The organism is Psychrobacter sp. YP14 (assembly GCF_003209315.1).
Lineage (GTDB): Bacteria > Pseudomonadota > Gammaproteobacteria > Pseudomonadales > Moraxellaceae > Psychrobacter > Psychrobacter raelei.
Window position 1 is genome coordinate 271,271 of sequence record NZ_CP029789.1, and the last position, 18,804, is coordinate 290,074.

The 18,804-nt window shown below is 35.9% G+C and carries 14 protein-coding genes and 1 pseudogene; 2 read left to right on the plus strand and 13 right to left on the minus strand.

The annotated features are described in order from the left end of the window. Window positions 1-260: 260 nt before the first annotated feature. Window positions 261-1,604 (plus strand): Na+/H+ antiporter NhaC family protein, encoded by a 1,344-nt coding sequence (locus DLE54_RS01180; RefSeq protein ID WP_110817264.1) that lies wholly within the window; start codon window positions 261-263, stop codon window positions 1,602-1,604. A 56-nt stretch (window positions 1,605-1,660) separates the two neighbouring features. Next, window positions 1,661-2,719: a UDP-glucose 4-epimerase GalE gene (gene galE / locus DLE54_RS01185; protein WP_110815974.1), complete on the plus strand. Its 1,059-nt coding sequence runs from the start codon at window positions 1,661-1,663 to the stop codon at window positions 2,717-2,719. An 87-nt stretch (window positions 2,720-2,806) separates the two neighbouring features. Here the strand turns inward: galE and DLE54_RS01190 are convergent, their stop codons facing one another. From DLE54_RS01190 to DLE54_RS01250, 13 genes and pseudogenes are all read right to left on the minus strand, one after another. After that, window positions 2,807-3,835, minus strand: coding sequence for a hypothetical protein (locus DLE54_RS01190; RefSeq protein ID WP_110815975.1), 1,029 nt, complete (start codon window positions 3,833-3,835; stop codon window positions 2,807-2,809). 13 nt (window positions 3,836-3,848) lie between these two features. Next, window positions 3,849-5,345, minus strand: a complete 1,497-nt coding sequence (locus DLE54_RS01195; protein ID WP_110815976.1) for a capsule assembly Wzi family protein — start codon at window positions 5,343-5,345, stop codon at window positions 3,849-3,851. A gap of 60 nt (window positions 5,346-5,405) precedes the next feature. Further along, the gene (locus DLE54_RS01200; protein WP_110815977.1) at window positions 5,406-6,005 is read right to left on the minus strand and encodes a sugar transferase; all 600 of its coding nucleotides are present in this window, start codon (window positions 6,003-6,005) and stop codon (window positions 5,406-5,408) included. Window positions 6,006-6,157: 152 nt separating this feature from the next. Continuing rightward, window positions 6,158-7,315: a DegT/DnrJ/EryC1/StrS family aminotransferase gene (locus DLE54_RS01205; RefSeq protein WP_110815978.1), complete on the minus strand. Its 1,158-nt coding sequence runs from the start codon at window positions 7,313-7,315 to the stop codon at window positions 6,158-6,160. 53 nt (window positions 7,316-7,368) lie between these two features. Further along, window positions 7,369-8,157: a glycosyltransferase family 2 protein gene (locus tag DLE54_RS01210; RefSeq protein ID WP_110815979.1), complete on the minus strand. Its 789-nt coding sequence runs from the start codon at window positions 8,155-8,157 to the stop codon at window positions 7,369-7,371. A 31-nt stretch (window positions 8,158-8,188) separates the two neighbouring features. After that, on the minus strand, window positions 8,189-9,355 hold the full coding sequence (locus DLE54_RS01215; RefSeq protein WP_110815980.1) for a nucleotide sugar dehydrogenase: 1,167 nt from the start codon (window positions 9,353-9,355) through the stop codon (window positions 8,189-8,191). Window positions 9,356-9,536: 181 nt separating this feature from the next. Further along, window positions 9,537-10,285 (minus strand): IS5 family transposase gene (locus DLE54_RS01220; protein WP_110815981.1). Its coding sequence is split into 2 segments (ribosomal slippage): window positions 9,537-9,955 and window positions 9,955-10,285, totalling 750 coding nucleotides; the frame shifts between segments, so codons are not numbered across the junction. Between the two features lie 88 nt (window positions 10,286-10,373). Further along, window positions 10,374-11,393 (minus strand): glycosyltransferase family 4 protein, encoded by a 1,020-nt coding sequence (locus DLE54_RS01225; protein ID WP_110815982.1) that lies wholly within the window; start codon window positions 11,391-11,393, stop codon window positions 10,374-10,376. 57 nt (window positions 11,394-11,450) lie between these two features. Next, the gene (locus DLE54_RS01230) at window positions 11,451-12,560 is read right to left on the minus strand and encodes a glycosyltransferase family 4 protein (protein WP_110815983.1); all 1,110 of its coding nucleotides are present in this window, start codon (window positions 12,558-12,560) and stop codon (window positions 11,451-11,453) included. A gap of 29 nt (window positions 12,561-12,589) precedes the next feature. Next, window positions 12,590-14,053, minus strand: a complete 1,464-nt coding sequence (locus DLE54_RS01235; protein ID WP_110815984.1) for an O-antigen polymerase — start codon at window positions 14,051-14,053, stop codon at window positions 12,590-12,592. Between the two features lie 30 nt (window positions 14,054-14,083). Then, window positions 14,084-15,340: an oligosaccharide flippase family protein gene (locus DLE54_RS01240; RefSeq protein WP_110815985.1), complete on the minus strand. Its 1,257-nt coding sequence runs from the start codon at window positions 15,338-15,340 to the stop codon at window positions 14,084-14,086. A gap of 126 nt (window positions 15,341-15,466) precedes the next feature. Further along, window positions 15,467-16,603, minus strand: a pseudogene (locus DLE54_RS01245) (IS3 family transposase). A gap of 190 nt (window positions 16,604-16,793) precedes the next feature. Further along, a complete protein-coding gene (locus DLE54_RS01250) occupies window positions 16,794-18,767 on the minus strand; it encodes a polysaccharide biosynthesis protein (RefSeq protein ID WP_110815986.1) in 1,974 nt (657 codons plus the stop codon). Window positions 18,768-18,804: the final 37 nt, after the last annotated feature.

Consider the following 18,804-nt stretch of genomic DNA (forward strand, 5'->3'; position numbering starts at 1 on the left):
TTAGATTGAGCCATAATCCAATTGTTTGCATGCTTATTGCGCCAAAGCTTATGTAATTGCTCAAAAAATTGCTATTATGGGCGCTTTTTATGCCACGTCGCTTATCAAACGGATAGTGTATGTCATCAAATACCCCCGCTCAGCCTGATCACACCGACTCTACTCACCACCCCCAGTCAACGCCTAACCCTGCTTTCACTCAGCTATCAAGCCACTCGCCGCATCTCGATCCGCAGCTGTCGCCCATCCAAGCCTTTGTGATGGCTGGATGTGTTGTTTTAATTATGGGCGTGACCATGATTGGCTTTGGCTGGGTGCCGCATCTGTCGTTATTATTAGCGATTTGCTTTTTGTTATTAATGGGGCGGCTAAGAGGATTGGGCTTTACCCATCTACAGTCGGCGATGACAGATGGGGTGGTCAGTGGCAGCGGGGCTATCTATCTGTTTTTCTTTATCGGGCTTATGGTGGCAGCTTTAATGATGTCGGGGGCCATACCCACCTTGATGTACTTCGGCTTTGAGCTGATTTCTCCACGGTTTTATTATATTTCGGCCTTTGTGCTCACCTCGATTATTGGTATTGCCCTAGGTAGCAGCTTGACCACGGTAGCGACGCTTGGCGTGGCCTTTATTGGCATGAGTAATGCCTTTGATGCCAATGTGACCATTGCAGCAGGGGCAGTGGTCTCTGGCGCCTTCTTCGGTGATAAGATGTCGCCGCTGTCAGATACCGGTACCATTGCGTCGTCTGTGGTGGGGATTGATTTATTCGAGCACTTACGCAATATGATGTATACCACGGTGCCGGCTTGGATCATTAGCGTGCTGCTGTTTTGGATGTTAACCGGGCCGATGCAAATCGCCAATTTAGGCCAAGTCACTGTACTACAAAATCAGCTTGTCGCCAGTGGCTTGGTACACCGCTATGCTGTACTGCCCTTTGTGGTATTAATAGTGTTGGCCATGTTTCGAGTCAATGCCATCTATACCATTATTTGCACCATTATCAGTGCCTTGATGATTACTTATATACACAGCTCACCCAGTATTGAGCAATTGGGTGGCTATCTGTTTGCTGGATATGCGCCTGCTGCAAATTTAGAATTGGGCGAAGTAGGCGGCATGCTGACCCGAGGCGGTATTCAAAGTATGTTCTTTACGCAGACCATTGTGATCTTAGCGTTAAGTCTGGGCGGATTGTTAAAAAAACTGGGTATTTTGCCGGCTTTGCTGGCTGGCATGCACGATAAATTGACCACAGCCGGCCAGGCCATTTTTGCCGCGGCTATGTCCGCTCTGAGCATCAATGTGCTTATTAGCGAGCAGTATTTAAGTATCTTGTTATCAGGGACGGCATTTCGCCCGACTTTTGAGCGTTTGAGCTTACATCCTAAGAACTTATCACGTACTATTGAAGATGCGGGTACGGTGATTAATCCTTTGGTGCCATGGAGTGTGTGTGGGGTGTTTATTAGCCAAGCGCTTGAGGTTCCTGTATTAGAGTATCTGCCGTATACGTTCTTTTGTTATTTGTCGCTGCTGCTGACAATTTTATTTGGCTTTAGTGGGGTGACTATTAGCCGGTTGGATAAGCAAGCTTAAGCGAGTACAATTAAACTATTAATTTAAACCTTTAAAATAAAAACCTATCTGGATTGATGATGAGTAATAAAATTTTAGTAACTGGTGGTGTGGGTTATATCGGCTCACACACTTGTATTGAGCTAATAGCAGCAGGCTACGAGGTTGTGGTCTATGACAACTTGTCTAACAGTAACCTTGAAGCGTTAAAACGCACTGAGCAAATTGCCGGTAAAGAGATTGCCTTTATCGAAGGGGATGTACTAGATAGCAAGCTATTGAATCAAGTATTTGAACAACATGATTTCTTTGGGGTGATTCACTTTGCAGGACTTAAAGCGGTAGGAGAGTCGGTTGCTCAGCCATTAAGATATTATAAAAACAATGTCACGGGCACTCTTGAGCTGCTAGAGGTAATGCAAGCGCATAGTGTAAAGAACTTTGTTTTCTCATCCTCTGCTACTGTTTATGGCGATCCTGAGACACTACCTATCCCGGAAACAGCGCCACGCTCTTGTACTAATCCTTATGGGCAATCGAAGTTAACCGTTGAGTATATCTTGCAAGACTTGGCGCAGGCTGATCCGAGCTGGAATATTACTTGTCTACGATACTTTAATCCAGTAGGTGCGCATAGCTCTGGCTCAATTGGAGAGGATCCCAATGGAATCCCTAATAACTTAATGCCGTATATTAGCCAAGTGGCAGTGGGTAAATTAAAGCAGCTGAGTGTCTTTGGCAGTGATTATGACACTGTCGATGGTACAGGAGTTCGTGACTTTATCCATGTGGTGGATTTAGCAAAAGGCCATGTGGCTGCCTTAGACTATATTACTTACAATCAAAGCCAACAAAGTCAGCAAGCATCCAAAACTGGCCTAGGCTTTGAGGCGATTAACCTAGGTACTGGTAATGGCAGCTCGGTGTTGCAACTGGTAGAAGCATTTGAAAAAGTGACCAGTCAAAGTGTGCCTTATCAATTGGTAGACAGACGCCCTGGAGACATTGCGGCTTGTTATGCCAGTGCTGATAAAGCCAAGCAATTATTAGGCTGGCAAGCTGAATTAACGATTGAAGATATGTGTAAGGACAGCTGGCATTGGCAGAGTCAGAATCCGGGTGGGTACAAAGCTTAGGTCAAAATTAAAACTTTCAATCATGTATTAGAAAAGTGCTAAACTGGAGTGGTTTAGCATTTTTTACAAAGATTAATTATACCTAGTTTAACTACTAATGGCTTTAACTAAAGAATTAAGGATAAGTATATCAGGCCTCAAGTATTGATTATAGTATCTAAAGTTATTTAGCATCATTTCATACTTATAATCTGTATTATCAATAATCTTATAAATATTATTAATCAGAGCATCAGTTGATGAGGCTTCTAGATAATTTTTACCTTCTATAAAGTTTTGGGAAGTAAAGAATAGGGGTTCAGATATGATTGCTCTTGACGCAGCTATATACTCCCCAAACTTCCAACCATTAGATTTATGTAACCCCAAAGTACTAATACAAATATCATGCTCTTTAACTGTTTTAACATAACTTAGTTTGCTAGTTTTTTTATTTGGTATGATTAAGTCTTTTGCTAATTTCCTCGATAACTCAGAATCTTGTAAACCTCCTGTAAATATAGCTCCAAACTCTTTTTTGCATTCTCGAATATATTTGATTCGATTGCTATTGATAACTTCTCTCTCTAATCGAGTTTCTCCATCTTTGACATCGTCAGGATTCCATAATCGAGCAGAAAATAATATTTTAGGCTGTGTGTTTTTATTGGGGTAATACTCAAAATCCTTATAATTAATACTTGAATTATAGAAAGGCAGATATTTGCAGGCAGTGTCTTTCATCAGTCTCTTAATATCGAGGGAAACATACTCATATGACATATCATAGTTAAACTCTAAATCATGAATAGTTCTTTGAGATCCATGATTATATTTGAGTAAATTAGAATTATAGCTTCTTTTAAAATAGTGATCACAGTGATAGTTATTCTGAAAAAATATTAAGTTTTCTTCAGTGGATTTATTATCTATCCAGTTAAACCCATCTAATGTGTCATATATAATATGAATGTCGTTATTAATCCATGCTGAAATAATAGGCTTATTTAAACTACCTGTTTTTTTTATAAATTTTAGATCTATTACTCCTTTTTTTTCTAAAATCTGGAAGCCTTTATATATTTGTGATAGGTGGGGAGAATTGAAATATTCGACTATGCAACTTATCTTCTTCATTAATAGAATCTCTTTAAAAATTATCAAATTGAACGCCAATACCACCACCAACTTCTGTTGAATGGATATTGGAATCTGATACCCAAGCACGGCTAGAAATAGTAGTTCTTGGATTTAATTGATGTTCCCAAGCGACGTCTAATACTTTTAGCTTATCTGATTCAGGGAAAGCTCGGTTATTTTTATAAGAGCTGCTGCCTTCTATTCCCGATTGGTTAACTTTGGCATATTGCATCTTAGCATTGATAAAGTTTTGATTATCCACCCATAGCTTACCACCAACCGTAACGCTTTCGGTATCTCCACCCAATGCGTATCCTAGGGGATAGCCGTACTGATAATAGCCATCGGTATATTTACCATGATTATAAGAGATATCTGAAACATCACCACCTGTGCGAGTATCTGTCCATTCCGTATACAGTTGATAAGGCATGCTACCCATGCTATACGTATTGATACTAGAAGCAAAGTCGATACCGGCTAAGTACATATTCTTCGAAGGTAATCCACCAGCTTCATCTTCACCGATATATTGGCCATAAATCCCGACAGGAAGATTAGTTAGGGGTGCTAGGTTCACACGTAAATCGAAACCTGCAAGTTGGTTAGCAGGATCATCATTTGGATCACTACTGTAAGTATTATCTCTTGTTCCTATAAGCGCATCCCAAAACGAACTTAAGTTTTCAGGACGGCCTTCGCCACCCCACATAAAGGTGCGAGAAGCACCCACTTCTAGCCAATCTGTAGGGCTAGCCGTTAGACGCATCCCGATTAGTTTGGTGTCAGGGACAGCTTTATAATCATCTAATTGACCGGCGAATAGTTGATATTGCCAAGGTCCAATCCAGTTGAGATAACGATAACTGGGTGCTGCTTGGATATCACGCTGCATAGTAACACCGACGACAGGTTTACTGGCATCACCGCGGATAAGGCTGCCATCATGTCCTGGTCCCCACCAAGTAGGAATTTGACCAGCAATGAGCCACTGATTGGCATACTTGCCCGCCAGGTATGAGCCATCAAAGCTGACATCTTTATCATCAATATCGTCATCTTTAATGTTGGCTTGTAAGTTAATTTCCCAGTTATCTTCGCTAATTCCAGCACGAGCACTTGCATCAAAGTTCGCCAGTTTATCATCAGCAAAGTTTTGAGGAAGCTGCTTTCTATCTATTTGTCCATAAGCAGATACAGTCGTATTGACTAAGGATTTTGGCTGCTTATTTAATGTATAGCGTATAAACTGTACAATTTGCTGCTGTTCAGGAGTCCTAATATTGGCACTTTCTAAAGCACGATTTATTTCATTAGCTGTTAAAGGCCAAGTACTGGTACTAACCTGGACCACACCTTGAGAGCGTAACCAGTCAAGCTCTGACTTTAAGGCCATATCATTAAGTTGTAGATTTTGTGCTAAAGATAAATTGCTTAATAATATAAAGCCCAATCCAATACTTAACTGATAGAGAATAACTGTCTTATTGATAGATTGTAAAGGCATAATAATAGGGCTCTTTAATATATTTAAATTATATAATATGTATATTTTAAATCATTTTAATTAACGACTAACTATCTTAAATATTGTTTGGGCAATAAGCACTATATCTAGTAACATACTTTGGTTATCTACATACTCTGTATAATACTTTTGTTTAAGAGGTAATATTTTATCAATATAAGCTTGTTTAGGATCTTCATATTGAGCGAGTATTTCATTTTCATCAATCATCTCGATTGAAGCTTTATCAGTAATCCCTGGTCTTACCGAAAGCACTTTTTTTCTTATTTCATAAGGATAACAATCTATGAACTCTTGTACTTCAGGACGAGGTCCAACAAGACTCATCTTACCTGTAAAAACATCTATTAATTGAGGTAGTTCATCAATTTTTAGCTTTCTAAGTATTTTCCCAGATTTTGTTATTCTTTGATCATTATTGCCAATAGTTAATTTGCCACTTTTTTCTGCATTAGAAGTCATTGTTCTAAATTTATGGATACGAAAAGGAACCCCATAACGACCGACACGTGTTTGTCTAAAAAAAATAGGACCCTCAGAATCAAGTTTTATTATGATAGCAGTTGTTACAAGCAATGGAGATAAGCAAACTAATCCGCCAGCTGATAAAACAATATCAAAAACTCTTTTTTTAGACACTGTGCTATACCTTAAAAGTTATGCTTCTAAAAGCATATAGATTAAAATTTCTATTCATATTATCAATTGGAACTGCTGAATTATTATAGAGTAATTATTATTAATAAATGTATAGATATGGAAGTTTAAAATAATTACATATAATATAAAATTTATGTACTTTCAATCACCTGCTTCACAGCAGCAACTGCTCTATCTTGATCTGCTTCTGTCATTTTAGTATACAGAGGTATTGACGCAATTCGCTGGAATGCAGATTCAGCATGTGGAAATTGTTCAGGAGTCAGACTATATGCATCTCTCCAAACGGGCTGTCTATGTAAAGGAATGAAATGGACAGAACACCCAATATTAAACTCAGACATTTTAATAATGAATTCATCACGAGTTATTTTAACTTCGTCATTTAAGCGAATAGGGTATAAGTGCCATGCATGCTCAGATATATCTGAAGAACGGGCAGGTAAAGTAAGAGGGAGATCAGAAAAAGCGTCATCATAAATCTTTGCCATAGCCACACGCTTGTCATGGAAACGATTTATCTTATTCAATTGATGAATACCTATAGCAGCACAAATATCTGGCATATTATACTTAAAACCGGGCTCGATCACTTCATAGAACCAAGCAGGCTTAGTTGAGGAGTAGCGATCAAACGCGTCTCGGCTAATTCCATGTAGTCGCATAACTTTACATCGTTCGATAATATTATGATTTCTAGAAACTAACATCCCACCCTCTGCTGTGGTCATAGTCTTATTGGCATAAAAACTAAAGACAGTAACGTCAGTATCTAAAGTCCCAATGAGTTTCCCCTGATAACGGCTTGGGAAGGCATGAGCCGCATCCTCAATAATTTTAAGATTATGCTTTTTCGCTATGGCTATAATAGATTGCATGTCACAAGACAAACCAGCGAAGTGGACAGGTATAACCGCTTTAGTATGATTGGTAATAGCTGATTCTATCGCTTTAGAGTCAATATTCAAAGTCACTGGATCACTATCTACAAATACAGGCGTTGCACCAAGATATCGCACTACTTCAGCAGTAGCAGTAAAGGTATAACTTGGTACAATAACCTCATCTCCAGGCCCCACACCCACTGCTTCTAATGCAAGATGTAAACCTGATGTAGCAGAGTTAACTGCCAATGCTTGAACATCAGATCCTAGATATTTTGCAAAGTTTTCTTCGAACTTCTTAGCTTTGGGACCGGTAGTCACCCAGCCTGTACGTAGAGAATCTACGACTTCAGAAATTTCTTCTTCACCTATTTCAGGTAGAGAGAAAGGGAGGAAGTTAGACAAAAAAAGCTCCTTATATAGTATTCTAAAATCATTGGGTTCATATAAAGTCTTACTTAATCAGGATGCTTAATCACACCTAATATTTCTCCCAGTTTAGGAGTTTTAGTTCTTAATATTCCATTAATCGCATAGTGAGAAAAATAATATAGCGATTTATAGAAAGGTAATGACTCCACTTGACGATATAATTTCCAAGTATAAGTGGCCGCGCTACGCTTATTTGAAGATATGGAATCATTACGAACTGTATACGTTGCAAGAACCTTATTTAAACCATATGCATATTTCGTTTTCTTTAATATTTTCAACCAAAGTCCCAAATCTTGTCTTTTACGAATTAAGGGCATGTATATTTTTCCTAGTACTTTTGTATCGTACATAGCAGTTAAACAGCCAATTTCGCATTTCTTAAGCAAATCACTATATTTAAGCTTCTTCGAAACACCAAGTTCACCTATAACTTCACCATTATTATTAACTTTCTGGTAAGCCGTAAAGGTAAAGCTATAGTTGTTAGCTTGCATAAATTTAAGCTGCTGTTCTAGCTTGTTGGGAAGCCAAGCATCATCACTATCTAAAAAGGCTATAAAACGGCCTGTAGCAGCTTCAATACCTGTATTACGTGCTACAGCAGCCCCACTATTTTCACTTAGACTAATTAAATTTATCCGAGGATCATCTATACAATACTCATTAACAATTTCGGTAGTTCTATCTGTAGAGCAATCATCGATAATGAGTAACTCCCAATCTTGAAAGGATTGAAAAAGTATAGAGTTGATAGTATGTGATATATATCTTTCAGAGTTGTAACTAGGAGTAATTATGGATACAAGTGGCATTTGTTTACCTTATTAAAATATCTTTTGATTTTTAGTCATTACCAAATAGATCCCTAGTATAAACTTTCTCTAGGACATCTTCTAAATCTTTAGATACTCTATTGGCTAATATTATATCGGATTTTTGTTTAAAGATAGATAGATTACATAATACCTGAGACCCAAAAAACTGTTGCTCTTTAAGACTTGGTTCATAAACAACAACTTCAACTCCTTTGGCTTTAAGTCTTTTCATTACGCCTTGCATAGCACTGGCTCTAAAATTATCAGACCCTGACTTCATAACTAGGCGATAAACTCCTACTACTTTTGGATTACGTTTCAATATCGAGTTTGCAATAAAGTCTTTACGAGTTCGATTTGCATCTACAATAGCTTGAATAAGGTTATTAGGTACTTGCTGGTAGTTTGCTAAAAGTTGTTTAGTATCCTTTGGTAGGCAGTATCCTCCATATCCAAAAGAGGGGTTGTTATAGTGAGTCCCAATGCGTGGGTCTAAACCAACCCCTTCAATAATCTGTTTACTATCAAGACCGAATGATTCTGCATAACTGTCTAATTCATTAAAATAGGCAACACGCATAGCTAAATAAGTGTTAGAAAATAGTTTCACCGCTTCTGCTTCAGTATTATTGGTTAGTAATACTGGGGCATTTCTCTTAACTGAGCCTTGAAGGAGTAAATCAGCAAATAATTGACCTCTAACAGACTTTTCACCTACAATGATTCTAGAAGGATATAAGTTATCATATAAGGCTTTACCTTCACGAAGAAATTCGGGAGAAAAAATAATGTTATTAGTGTTAAATCGAATTTTAGCTTCTTCAGTATAGCCTACAGGAACTGTAGATTTGATTATAATAATTGCTTGAGAATTAATAGATAGTACGGATTTAATGACAGATTCTACACTTTGAGTATTAAAAAAGTTCGTTTTTGGGTCATAATCTGTAGGAGTAGCTATTATTACATAATCTGCATCTTTATAGGCGTCGTGAATATCCAAAGAAGCTTTAAAATTAAGATCTTCTCTTTGCAAGAATTTTTCTATTTCCTTATCTTCTATAGGAGATTTAGATCTGTTAAGCATTTCGACTTTTTCAGGGACGATATCTACGGCCACTACCTCATTATGCTGAGCTAAAAGCATAGCATTAGATAAGCCTACATATCCTGTTCCAGAAACTACTATTTTCATTATATCTTTCCATAATATTTTAAATAAAATTATGTTTAATAGTTTATATATACTATTAAAAAAATATTTTTTATCTCAAAAATTCTAGCTATTTGATACTCAAATTATAACTTACTATATATCATCTAAATCATAATAATGATTAAATAAAAAATTATTTTAAACTAGGGTGTGTTGACAATTACCGTAAATGAATAATCGTCGCTGCTAAATAGATATTAGCAGCAAACGACTCATCTGTTTTTTCGGCACGCATGGCAATTTTCTTAAAGTCTTTGAGCTTACAGAAGAAGTTCTCGATTAAATGACGCCATTTGTACATCTCTTTATCGAAATCTCGTTGCTTTAAACGAGAGCGTTTAGGGGGTATGACCGCTTTGCTACCACGCTCTTCTAAGTCCAGTAGTAGCCAATCCGTGTCAAAGGCTCTATCAGCAAGCAATGCACCAAACTCTTTGTCTTTAATTAAAGGTTTAACACCAGCCATGTCATGCTGCTGTCCTTTCAATAAAGTAAAATCAACAAGGTTGCCTAATGCATCAACCATTGCCATGATTTTAGTGGTCATACCGCCTCTTGATTTGCCAATTGCCTGACGACAAGCCCCCCTTTTGCACCTTGTCCATGACGATGTACTTTAACAATAGTGCCATCAATCATGGCGTACTCTAAATCTGGGTCATTTAGGGCGTTAAATAGGTTACTAAACCTATCGCTTTTTACCCATCGACGGTAGCGCTTATAAACACTGTTCCAGTTACCAAATTCAGGGGGTAAATCTCGCCACGAACTACCTGTACGGACAATCCATAGAACAGCTTCTATAAATAGTCGATTATTTACGGCTGTTCTACCAACATCGGTCTCTTTACCTGCACAATACGGCTCTATCTTTGCCCACTGGGCATCACTTAGTGTTAATCTAGTCATAGCACTATGATTATCAATTATTCTCTATATGTCAACACACCCTAAATTTCAATTTATTAAGAGCTATGAAATATGTAATATATATTTATTACGTTAAAGATTTCTTAAGGATATCCCATGCATTTTCAGCACTATATTTATGACGAATTTTCATAACATTTTCTTTCATTATAGAAATCTGGTCAGGGTTTCTAACTAAATATATTACTTTTTTAATAAACTCCTGATCATTATTAAAAGGCGTAATATACCCAGTTTTACCATTTTCAACAAATTCTATAGCATTTAACCAATTTGTACATATTACCGGTAGACCTGATATATAAGCATCCAAAATCGTTCCTGGAAAGCCTTCAGTATAATATTTAGTTGGAAATAGCAAGAAATCATATTTTTGTAAAACAGTATTAATATCTTCTGGATTTAGCACTCCAAGATAATTAACAGAGCTATTTTCCAACATACTATAAAATTGTTCTGAATAATCCGTGCTAATAGGTCCATAAATATCTATATTTACATTCTTTAAGCCTTCATCTTCAATAGCCTTTGCCAAATCGAAAACTAACCTTACTCCCTTTTGAGGGTTAATACGAGCCATGAAAACTATATTAATTTCGTTATTTAATACTTGTTTATTTTGCAAAGCGGGGTAAGACGTTATCCTGAAATTATGGAGTTTAAAGACATTATTAAAACCAATGGCTAGTAAACCTTCATACAAAGTGTCTGTTTCAACGTATATTCCATTAATTCTTGAAAGCAAGTATTTATGAATAGTTTGTTTTTCTAAAAACTCCATAAGCCAGCCGCCAACAACTAAATAGTTTAGTTTAGTTTTGAATGTTTTAGCGACTACCCATACTATTGGAAAAATATACTTTAAATTTTTTTGAGCAGGAAGGTAATAAATAATATCTGCTTCTATAATAGTTTTTATAAGTTTAAGTAGATTTAATTTCGACTTTTGAAATATTTGAGTATCAAAATATGATATCTCATTATCAGAACTCTTCTTAAATAAAGAGTAGATATTTCTAGTTTTAATAGTTTGACCATCTAACTGGTTGGTCATATAACCTAAATAACCTAATACTAATATTTTCATTAAGTAATATTCCTATGCAATTCTGATTAAGTATAAATTGTTATTATGGAAGTAGGACTATTTTTTAGCCAAGACTTGATCCCAAATTTCATCAATTTTTTCAATTTTATATTTAATCACTGAATTGCGAGTATGACGCGACATAAATTCTATTTTATGAGGAGCATGTATTAAATGAGTTAGTTCCTGAACATATCTATCAATATCTCCATCCGGCACTAATATTCCATTTTGAGAATCTTTAATTAACTCTCTAGGTCCCGTCGGACAATCAAACGCAATTACAGGTAGTTTAAATGACATAGCTTCTGCAATTACCATTGGTAGACCTTCCCAAAGAGAAGTCATTAATAATATATCTGCTTTAGAGTAGTAATCTTGTATATTACTTACAGCTCCTTTTAACGAAACCTTATCAAATAAATTATTTTTATCAATAAAGTCTTCTAAATACTTTCTCAATGGACCATCACCGCAAATGCTCAATTTCCAATCTTCATGTCTTATTTGATATAGTATAGAACATAGCCTTTCAATCCCTTTCTCCCTATTCAATCTACCTACGAAGAGAAATTTAGTGGTAGAATTAGCCAATCCATCTTTAGAAAAATCTCGGATTTTTTCTGATGATAATTTGAACCCATCCACTCCTAATGGATTTGGAAGGATAAAAATCTTAGACCTAAGGTACTTAGGATAATTTGATAAATCGCGTTTAGTTAATACAGTAATTTTATCAGCAAGTAGAAAATACAAAAAATTTCTTATACATCGACTTACCTTGTTCCCATAAGAATAATAGTTAGTATGTTCACAGCAGACGATTCTCTTATTGAGTCCAACTGAAGCTAGTAAAATTAAAATAGACGGAGTAGTTAAAAATGAAATTATGAAATCTTCATTACTATTTGATAGAGTCTTTCTTAACTTTCGTATTCTACTAAATTTCTCTTTTATTTTTCCAAAGCCTTGCTTATTGTAATTAAAATCGAGAAATATTCTAGATATTTGCGGAGATATGGTAAAGAAATCTTTATTCTTAGGCAAAGTATTTACTATTTCAATTTCATATTTCTCTTTAGAGTTCCAGTAATTAATCATCACAGAAGCAACTCTTTCTGCACCGCCGCTTTCAAAAGACGGTATATAAAATAATATTTTTCTCATTATATTTCCCGTATACGGATAATTGAAATTTAGTAAACACTTCTTTTAGGGGATAAAATCTTAGAAATTTTAATTATTACGTAAATTAGTACAATATCTGCAAATACTTGCATAATTGAAGATCGAGCTAAGAAAACAGCATTACTTATGTATAGTAAAGCTAAAATTTGCACTAATAAGTTGTTATTAAGGTATCTCTCATAAGTAACAGCATCCAACCTAGAGAGCAAAGCACCAAAAAGTAAAAAAATAATGATTGAGCCGATAAAGCCATAATCAATATATACATCCGCTAAAACTGTGGTTCCCATTCCATGGTCGGCACCCATCCATTCAGTAATCAAAAGGGAGCTAGTAGTTAATTTTATAGATGTCATACTTTCCACTAATAAACCTAGTCCAGGAATGATACTTATTAGATAGCCCACGGTACTAAGGCCAAATACTCCTTTATTTTCTTCCATATGCATGACAGTACTGTGATACGCTCTTAATGAATTTGCTAATTCTGTAGTAAAGGGTAAGATACTTGGTTCAGTATAATTAGCGCTTTCAGCCTTATTATTTATTGCTAGTTCTATTCTTTCACTTAAACTTCGATGACCATCTACTAATCTTAGGAAACTTGTAAGTTGTAATGCACTTGCAGCAACTAATATGATTACTACCATATTTTTTAACTTAAGTTTCTTTACTTGGGAGATATAATAGCCACAAGCCAGTAAGGTTAAGATTGCAATAAGAGGTCGTCTATTTCCTGCGATTAAACATGAACATAAATATATCCCTATAATAGTTAAAGCTGTTGGGCCAATGATTCTGAAATATTGAGATATGTTTAGCTTCATTTTCTTTTTTAAGATCATATTGATCATACAGATAATGTAAGCTGCAATTGATAGATAGAATATATGAGCAGATTTATAGTGGATGTAGGAAAGACTACCATTATTCATTAACTCATTATAACCACCTTGAAAATAATACAGGGGAGTACCATAGAAATATAACGCTAGCATAAATGCCATAATTAATTTTATGATTCGAAGGGATTGGATTTCGTTACCTATATCTACATCGAAATCTATATCGAATTTGCGACTTTTTGGAGGGGATAATAATGCGAATGTACTACCGATAAAAAATGCTATAGCACTAAGAGCTGCTAAGCTAATAGCCTTAGGTACTATATCATAATTTAAATATATCATACCTAAATTTAGATCTTGTCTCAAGCCAAGTGCATAATCTAAATAAAACTGAAAGTGAACTATAAGGAAACTTAGACTAAAAAGAAAAGTACTTGTTAGGTAATTACCTTTTAAAGAAGGTGGTAACTTCCTAATTGAGAAGAGAATTAATGAAATACCTAATATAATAAGTATAACCACTATGTAAGTATAACTAAAATAGGCAGGCATACCTATTAGGTAAACGCTAACAAGACATATAAAAACTATTAATTGGGCAATTAAGACAATTACATTATACATATCAAGCTCTTAGATAAAAATAGTTTAATGTCATAAGGTAACGATTCTTTTTGCAAAAAAAGTAGTATGTAATCCAAGGAAAATTTTAACCGTCAGAATAGTGATACAAGTACCTATATAGCCAAAATAATATATTAAAGGGATTGCAATTATTAAACCCAGTATTGACCAAATTGTAGTTATATTTCTTAACTGTTTTTCATATCCCTTTATTATCATAAAATTTATGCCATAAATACTGTTAAGGGCTGAAAACACAGTACTAACTGATAAAATTCTTAAAACGATTTTAGCGTCATCAAAAGCAGCAGTATAGAATATGTTAACAATAATGTCAGCAAGACAAAATAAAGAGAATGAGATAATAATTGCGCTATAAAGATATATTTTCTGATATAAATTATGTAATGAAATTTTTCTTGAAAGTAATGGAAATGCTGCTCTAGAAATAAGCCTTAAAAATTGATCGCTAATTTCTATAAATTTATTGCCAGCATCAAATATACCAGTAGCAACACTTCCTCCAAAAAAGCTTAATAGAACTATGGAAAAACTATTATATAAATTTGGCAATAGATTATTAAGAAAAACATCTGTACTTTTCTTAATGGTAGTAAAAATTTTAATAAGGTTAGGAGGATGTAATTTTACTTTCCACTTGAATATGATTATATACATAGCTATCGAACCACAAAGAATTTGTCCTAACCCCATGAATAAAGGTTGAAAAATATAATCATCTTCATTATTTATATAAATAAATACTAAGCCTGTAGAAATGGCTCTACTAATTAAGCTAAAAACTGTGATGAATTTCATTTTCTCTACAGCTTGGAAAAACCACTCAGGAAAAAAGATCCATCCAGGTACAAGCAAAAATGATGTTAGTAAAATAATTCTATTTTCATAAAAGAGAGGTATTATATATATAGTTATTATTAGAATAATTAATGAAAAAAACATCAATAAAATTCTAGCCCATAATACATTACTAAATATTTCTGAAACTTTTTTTGGATCATCTCGATTGAGTGATAAGTCTCTAGTAGCAGTATAATTGAATCCCCAATCTGTAACAGTATGAAACCATACCATTACAGCACTTGCAAATGCTATCTTGCCGAAGCCATTAGTTCCTATAACTCTTGCTAAATAGGGTATAGTTAATAAAGGAAATATATAGCCGCTAACTTGTAATACTAGTAAGTATCCAAAATTAACACTAACAGTTTTTCCATCCTTATTACTAGAAATGCTCTTAGAAATATTTTTTATTTTTTTTAACATTAAGGGGCTTATTTTTTCTTAGTAGTAATAGTTAAGTGGATTAAGTTTTATACAGTTAAATAAGTATTTTAATTTATCAAGCTATTGTAACTACCCCATTCTTAACACAACATCATCGTAGAATAATTAAGCCACCTGTCTGTACTGGGCAGGTGTCATATCATTAAGTGAATCATGGGGTCTTTCAGTGTTATAAACCTTGATCCAGTCCTCAGTCAGCTTATTAACCTCGTTTAAATTATTAAAAAGATAACAGTCTAAAACCTCATTGCGGTAACTGCGATTAAACCGTTCAATATAAGCATTTTGATAAGGACAGCCAGGCTCGATATAATCAATATAAATACCATGAGCTGATGCCCAATCAGTGAATGTGCTAGATGTAAACTCACTGCCGTTATCCACACGAATTTGCTTAGGATAACCATGCCATTCGGCTAACTGGTCGAGGTAGCGAATCACTCGGAGTGAAGGCATACTGGTACCAATATCAATGCCTAATACTTCACGGTTGTAATCATCAATCACATTAAAGGTTCGAAAGCGAATATTGTTGTGCAGCTTATCGCTCATAAAGTCCATAGACCAAGTATGACCCAATGCGTTTGGCACACTTAGCGGCTGGGGGTTACGTGTTGCTAGCCGTCTTTTAGACTTACGGCGTAGGTTTAAGTTTAACGCGGTATAAACACGGTGTACTCGCTTATGATTCCATGAATAGCCAAGCTTGCGTATACGCTTAAAACACTTTGGGAAACCCCAACAATGGTGCTTGTCAGTAAGCTTGTTTAAGACATCAATAATCTCACTATCATCAGATAGCTTAGGCTTATAGTAGTAAGCGGTTCGACTCATGCAGACAACCTGACAACTTACCGCAATACTGACACCATACTGCGCCTGTAACTCTTGTGCCCAGACTTTGCGCTCAAGGGCAGGCGCTATAGCTTTTTTATGATCTCTTCGGGCATTTGCGTTTTGAGGCTTAAATCAGCATACATCTGTTTTAGCCTACGGTTTTCTTCTTCAAGCTCTTTTAGTCGCTTAACATCAGAGGCTTCCATGCCTCCATACTTGGATCTAACTTCGCTATCGCTCCGTCTTGCGTCACTAAAACAGTCTCCCAGACTGTTTCTTGACGTTCCTCATTATAAAAGTCGAGCTAGCAATACCGTATTTACGGCACAGCTCTTTAGCAGGTACTCCAGCTTCTGCTTCTTTTAATATCGATACTATTTGGGTCTCAGTCATTCGTTTGCTCATATTAAAACTCCTTATGGGTATTTTATAAGAAATTCTACGTTTGAGCTGTGTTATTTTAGGGGATAGTTACACTATCGGATTAAAAAAATTAAAGATTTATATTTAAATTATAAATCAAGGTTAGGCCTTTAAGAGAAGTAATAGGGAAAAATCTAATAGTTGACAACGAATGGAAACTCGTAGTTAGAATTCATACGTTATAACCTTCAACATACTGAGATAGTTTATGTTTTAGCCAAGTTGTGTCGTGTAACAATGAACGTTGGTTAAGCTCAGTAAGAGTGTTTTCTATAACTGATATTTCAAAATAATCTTCACGTGCTTGCATAATTAAAGGATGTTGAGTATTTTCAATATTATCACCTCCTATAATTAATTCTTCATATAATTTTTCTCCAGGACGTAACCCACTGAATATAATTTCAATATCCCCTAATTGGTTATATTCGTCTTTTACTTCATAACCACTTAAGTGAATCATACGGCGCGCCAAATCGACAATTTTTACCGGTTTACCCATATTCAATACGAAGACTTCACCGCCTTGTGCCATAGCACCTGCCTGAATGACTAGGTTTGCTGCTTCTGGGATGGTCATAAAGTAGCGGGTTACCTCTGGATGAGTCACCGTGATAGGGCCACCTTTAGCGATTTGTTTGGTAAATAGTGGCACTACTGAGCCCGATGAGCCCAAGACATTACCAAAGCGTACCATGCTAATTTTTGTGTTAGGGTGCTGATTGCTGAAGCCTTGGCATACCAGCTCTGCTAGGCGCTTAGAAGCCCCCATGATATTGGTAGGGCGTACTGCTTTGTCTGTTGATATCAATACAAAGGTTTCAACTTTCGCTTCAATTGCAGCTTTAACACAATGATAGGTGCCTTTGGTATTGTTAATGACCCCTTCAAAGGGGTTGTGCTCTACAATAGGTACGTGCTTATAAGCTGCTGCATGATAAACAGTGTTTATAGTATGCATATCAAACACTTTCTTTAACTTCTTTTCATTTTTAACATCGCCTAGTAGCGCTATAATTTCTGTTTGGATTTGGTTTACGTTTGTTGCTTGCCAAGCTAATAATTCTTGATGAACAGCGTAAAGTGCATATTCAGACAACTCGTATAATACCAAGCATTTAGGCTTGTTTTTTATAATTTGACGGCACAGTTCACTACCGATTGAGCCACCAGCACCAGTTACCAATACATTCTTACCTTCAATATTCTTAGCAAGCAATATAGGATCAGGATCAACGGTCTGGCGATCTAATACGTCCAAAATATCGACGCGGCGCATGGTGCTGACGGTAACCTTACCTTCAGCAATATCTTGTAGACTAGGTAGTTCTTTAATTTTTACAGACAGATTGGTTAAATTATTAATAATCTCACGACGACGCTGGCGATTGACCGAGGGCATAGCTAAAAATATTTGAGCGATGTTGAGATCATCAACCAGTTGCTTGATATTGGTCGCTGGATAAATACGTTTATTAAGGATATGGCCGCCAGTTAAGCGGTTGTCATCATCGATAAAAGCAGCGACTTGATAGCGGGGAGAGTCCTGTAATGCTTCTAATAGCACAGTACCTGATGAGCCAGCCCCATAGATAAGCACATTGTCGCGCTCGATAGAGCTTTTACTTAAATCTTGATAGACAGGTTTACCTTGTAAGCGCAATAATAAGTCGCGTAGGAACAGTCTACTGCCCCATAGCCAGATAAACAGCATAAATAGATAAAGCAGTGGCACTGAGCGCGGAATACTGGTAATAAAGTCGAATAGGTAGACAACGGTAAATACAATTAAAATAATGACAAATAGCTTAAGCACGCGGCGCATATCGGTATCGAAGAAGATACGAGTCACACCGCGGTAAAATCCGACCACATATAAGCCTAAAATTGGTACTAAAGCATATAAAGCGACCAGTAAAGGGCTGGCATTAACATCCAGTACGCCTTGACGCAGTGATAATGCTAGAAACAAGCAAACAATAGAAATGACATAATCCCCAATCAATAAAACAGCTTGTTTTATCGGTCGTGGTAACCCTAATAATCCTTCTGCGACTCCACTCAACTTAGGAGATGAATGAGAAGCGCTACCTAGGTTGTTATCAGAATCTTTATTGCTATGATTGCCTTTATGATTGTTTTGCATCGCTATATCGCTATGTTGTTTGCCATCAAGCTAATCT

What these genes read in the sequence shown, in the direction of transcription:
- DLE54_RS01215 (WP_110815980.1), bottom strand. Translation starts at nt 9,355, where the DNA reads ATGAAAATAGTAGTTTCTGGAACAGGATATGTAGGCTTATCTAATGCT.
- DLE54_RS01210 (WP_110815979.1), bottom strand. Translation starts at nt 8,157, where the DNA reads ATGCCACTTGTATCCATAATTACTCCTAGTTACAACTCTGAAAGATAT.
- DLE54_RS01180 (WP_110817264.1), top strand. Translation starts at nt 261, where the DNA reads ATGGCTGGATGTGTTGTTTTAATTATGGGCGTGACCATGATTGGCTTT.
- DLE54_RS01250 (WP_110815986.1), bottom strand. Translation starts at nt 18,767, where the DNA reads ATGCAAAACAATCATAAAGGCAATCATAGCAATAAAGATTCTGATAAC.
- DLE54_RS01230 (WP_110815983.1), bottom strand. Translation starts at nt 12,560, where the DNA reads ATGAGAAAAATATTATTTTATATACCGTCTTTTGAAAGCGGCGGTGCA.
- DLE54_RS01190 (WP_110815975.1), bottom strand. Translation starts at nt 3,835, where the DNA reads ATGAAGAAGATAAGTTGCATAGTCGAATATTTCAATTCTCCCCACCTA.
- galE (WP_110815974.1), top strand. Translation starts at nt 1,661, where the DNA reads ATGATGAGTAATAAAATTTTAGTAACTGGTGGTGTGGGTTATATCGGC.
- DLE54_RS01225 (WP_110815982.1), bottom strand. Translation starts at nt 11,393, where the DNA reads ATGAAAATATTAGTATTAGGTTATTTAGGTTATATGACCAACCAGTTA.
- DLE54_RS01235 (WP_110815984.1), bottom strand. Translation starts at nt 14,053, where the DNA reads ATGTATAATGTAATTGTCTTAATTGCCCAATTAATAGTTTTTATATGT.
- DLE54_RS01195 (WP_110815976.1), bottom strand. Translation starts at nt 5,345, where the DNA reads ATGCCTTTACAATCTATCAATAAGACAGTTATTCTCTATCAGTTAAGT.
- DLE54_RS01240 (WP_110815985.1), bottom strand. Translation starts at nt 15,340, where the DNA reads ATGTTAAAAAAAATAAAAAATATTTCTAAGAGCATTTCTAGTAATAAG.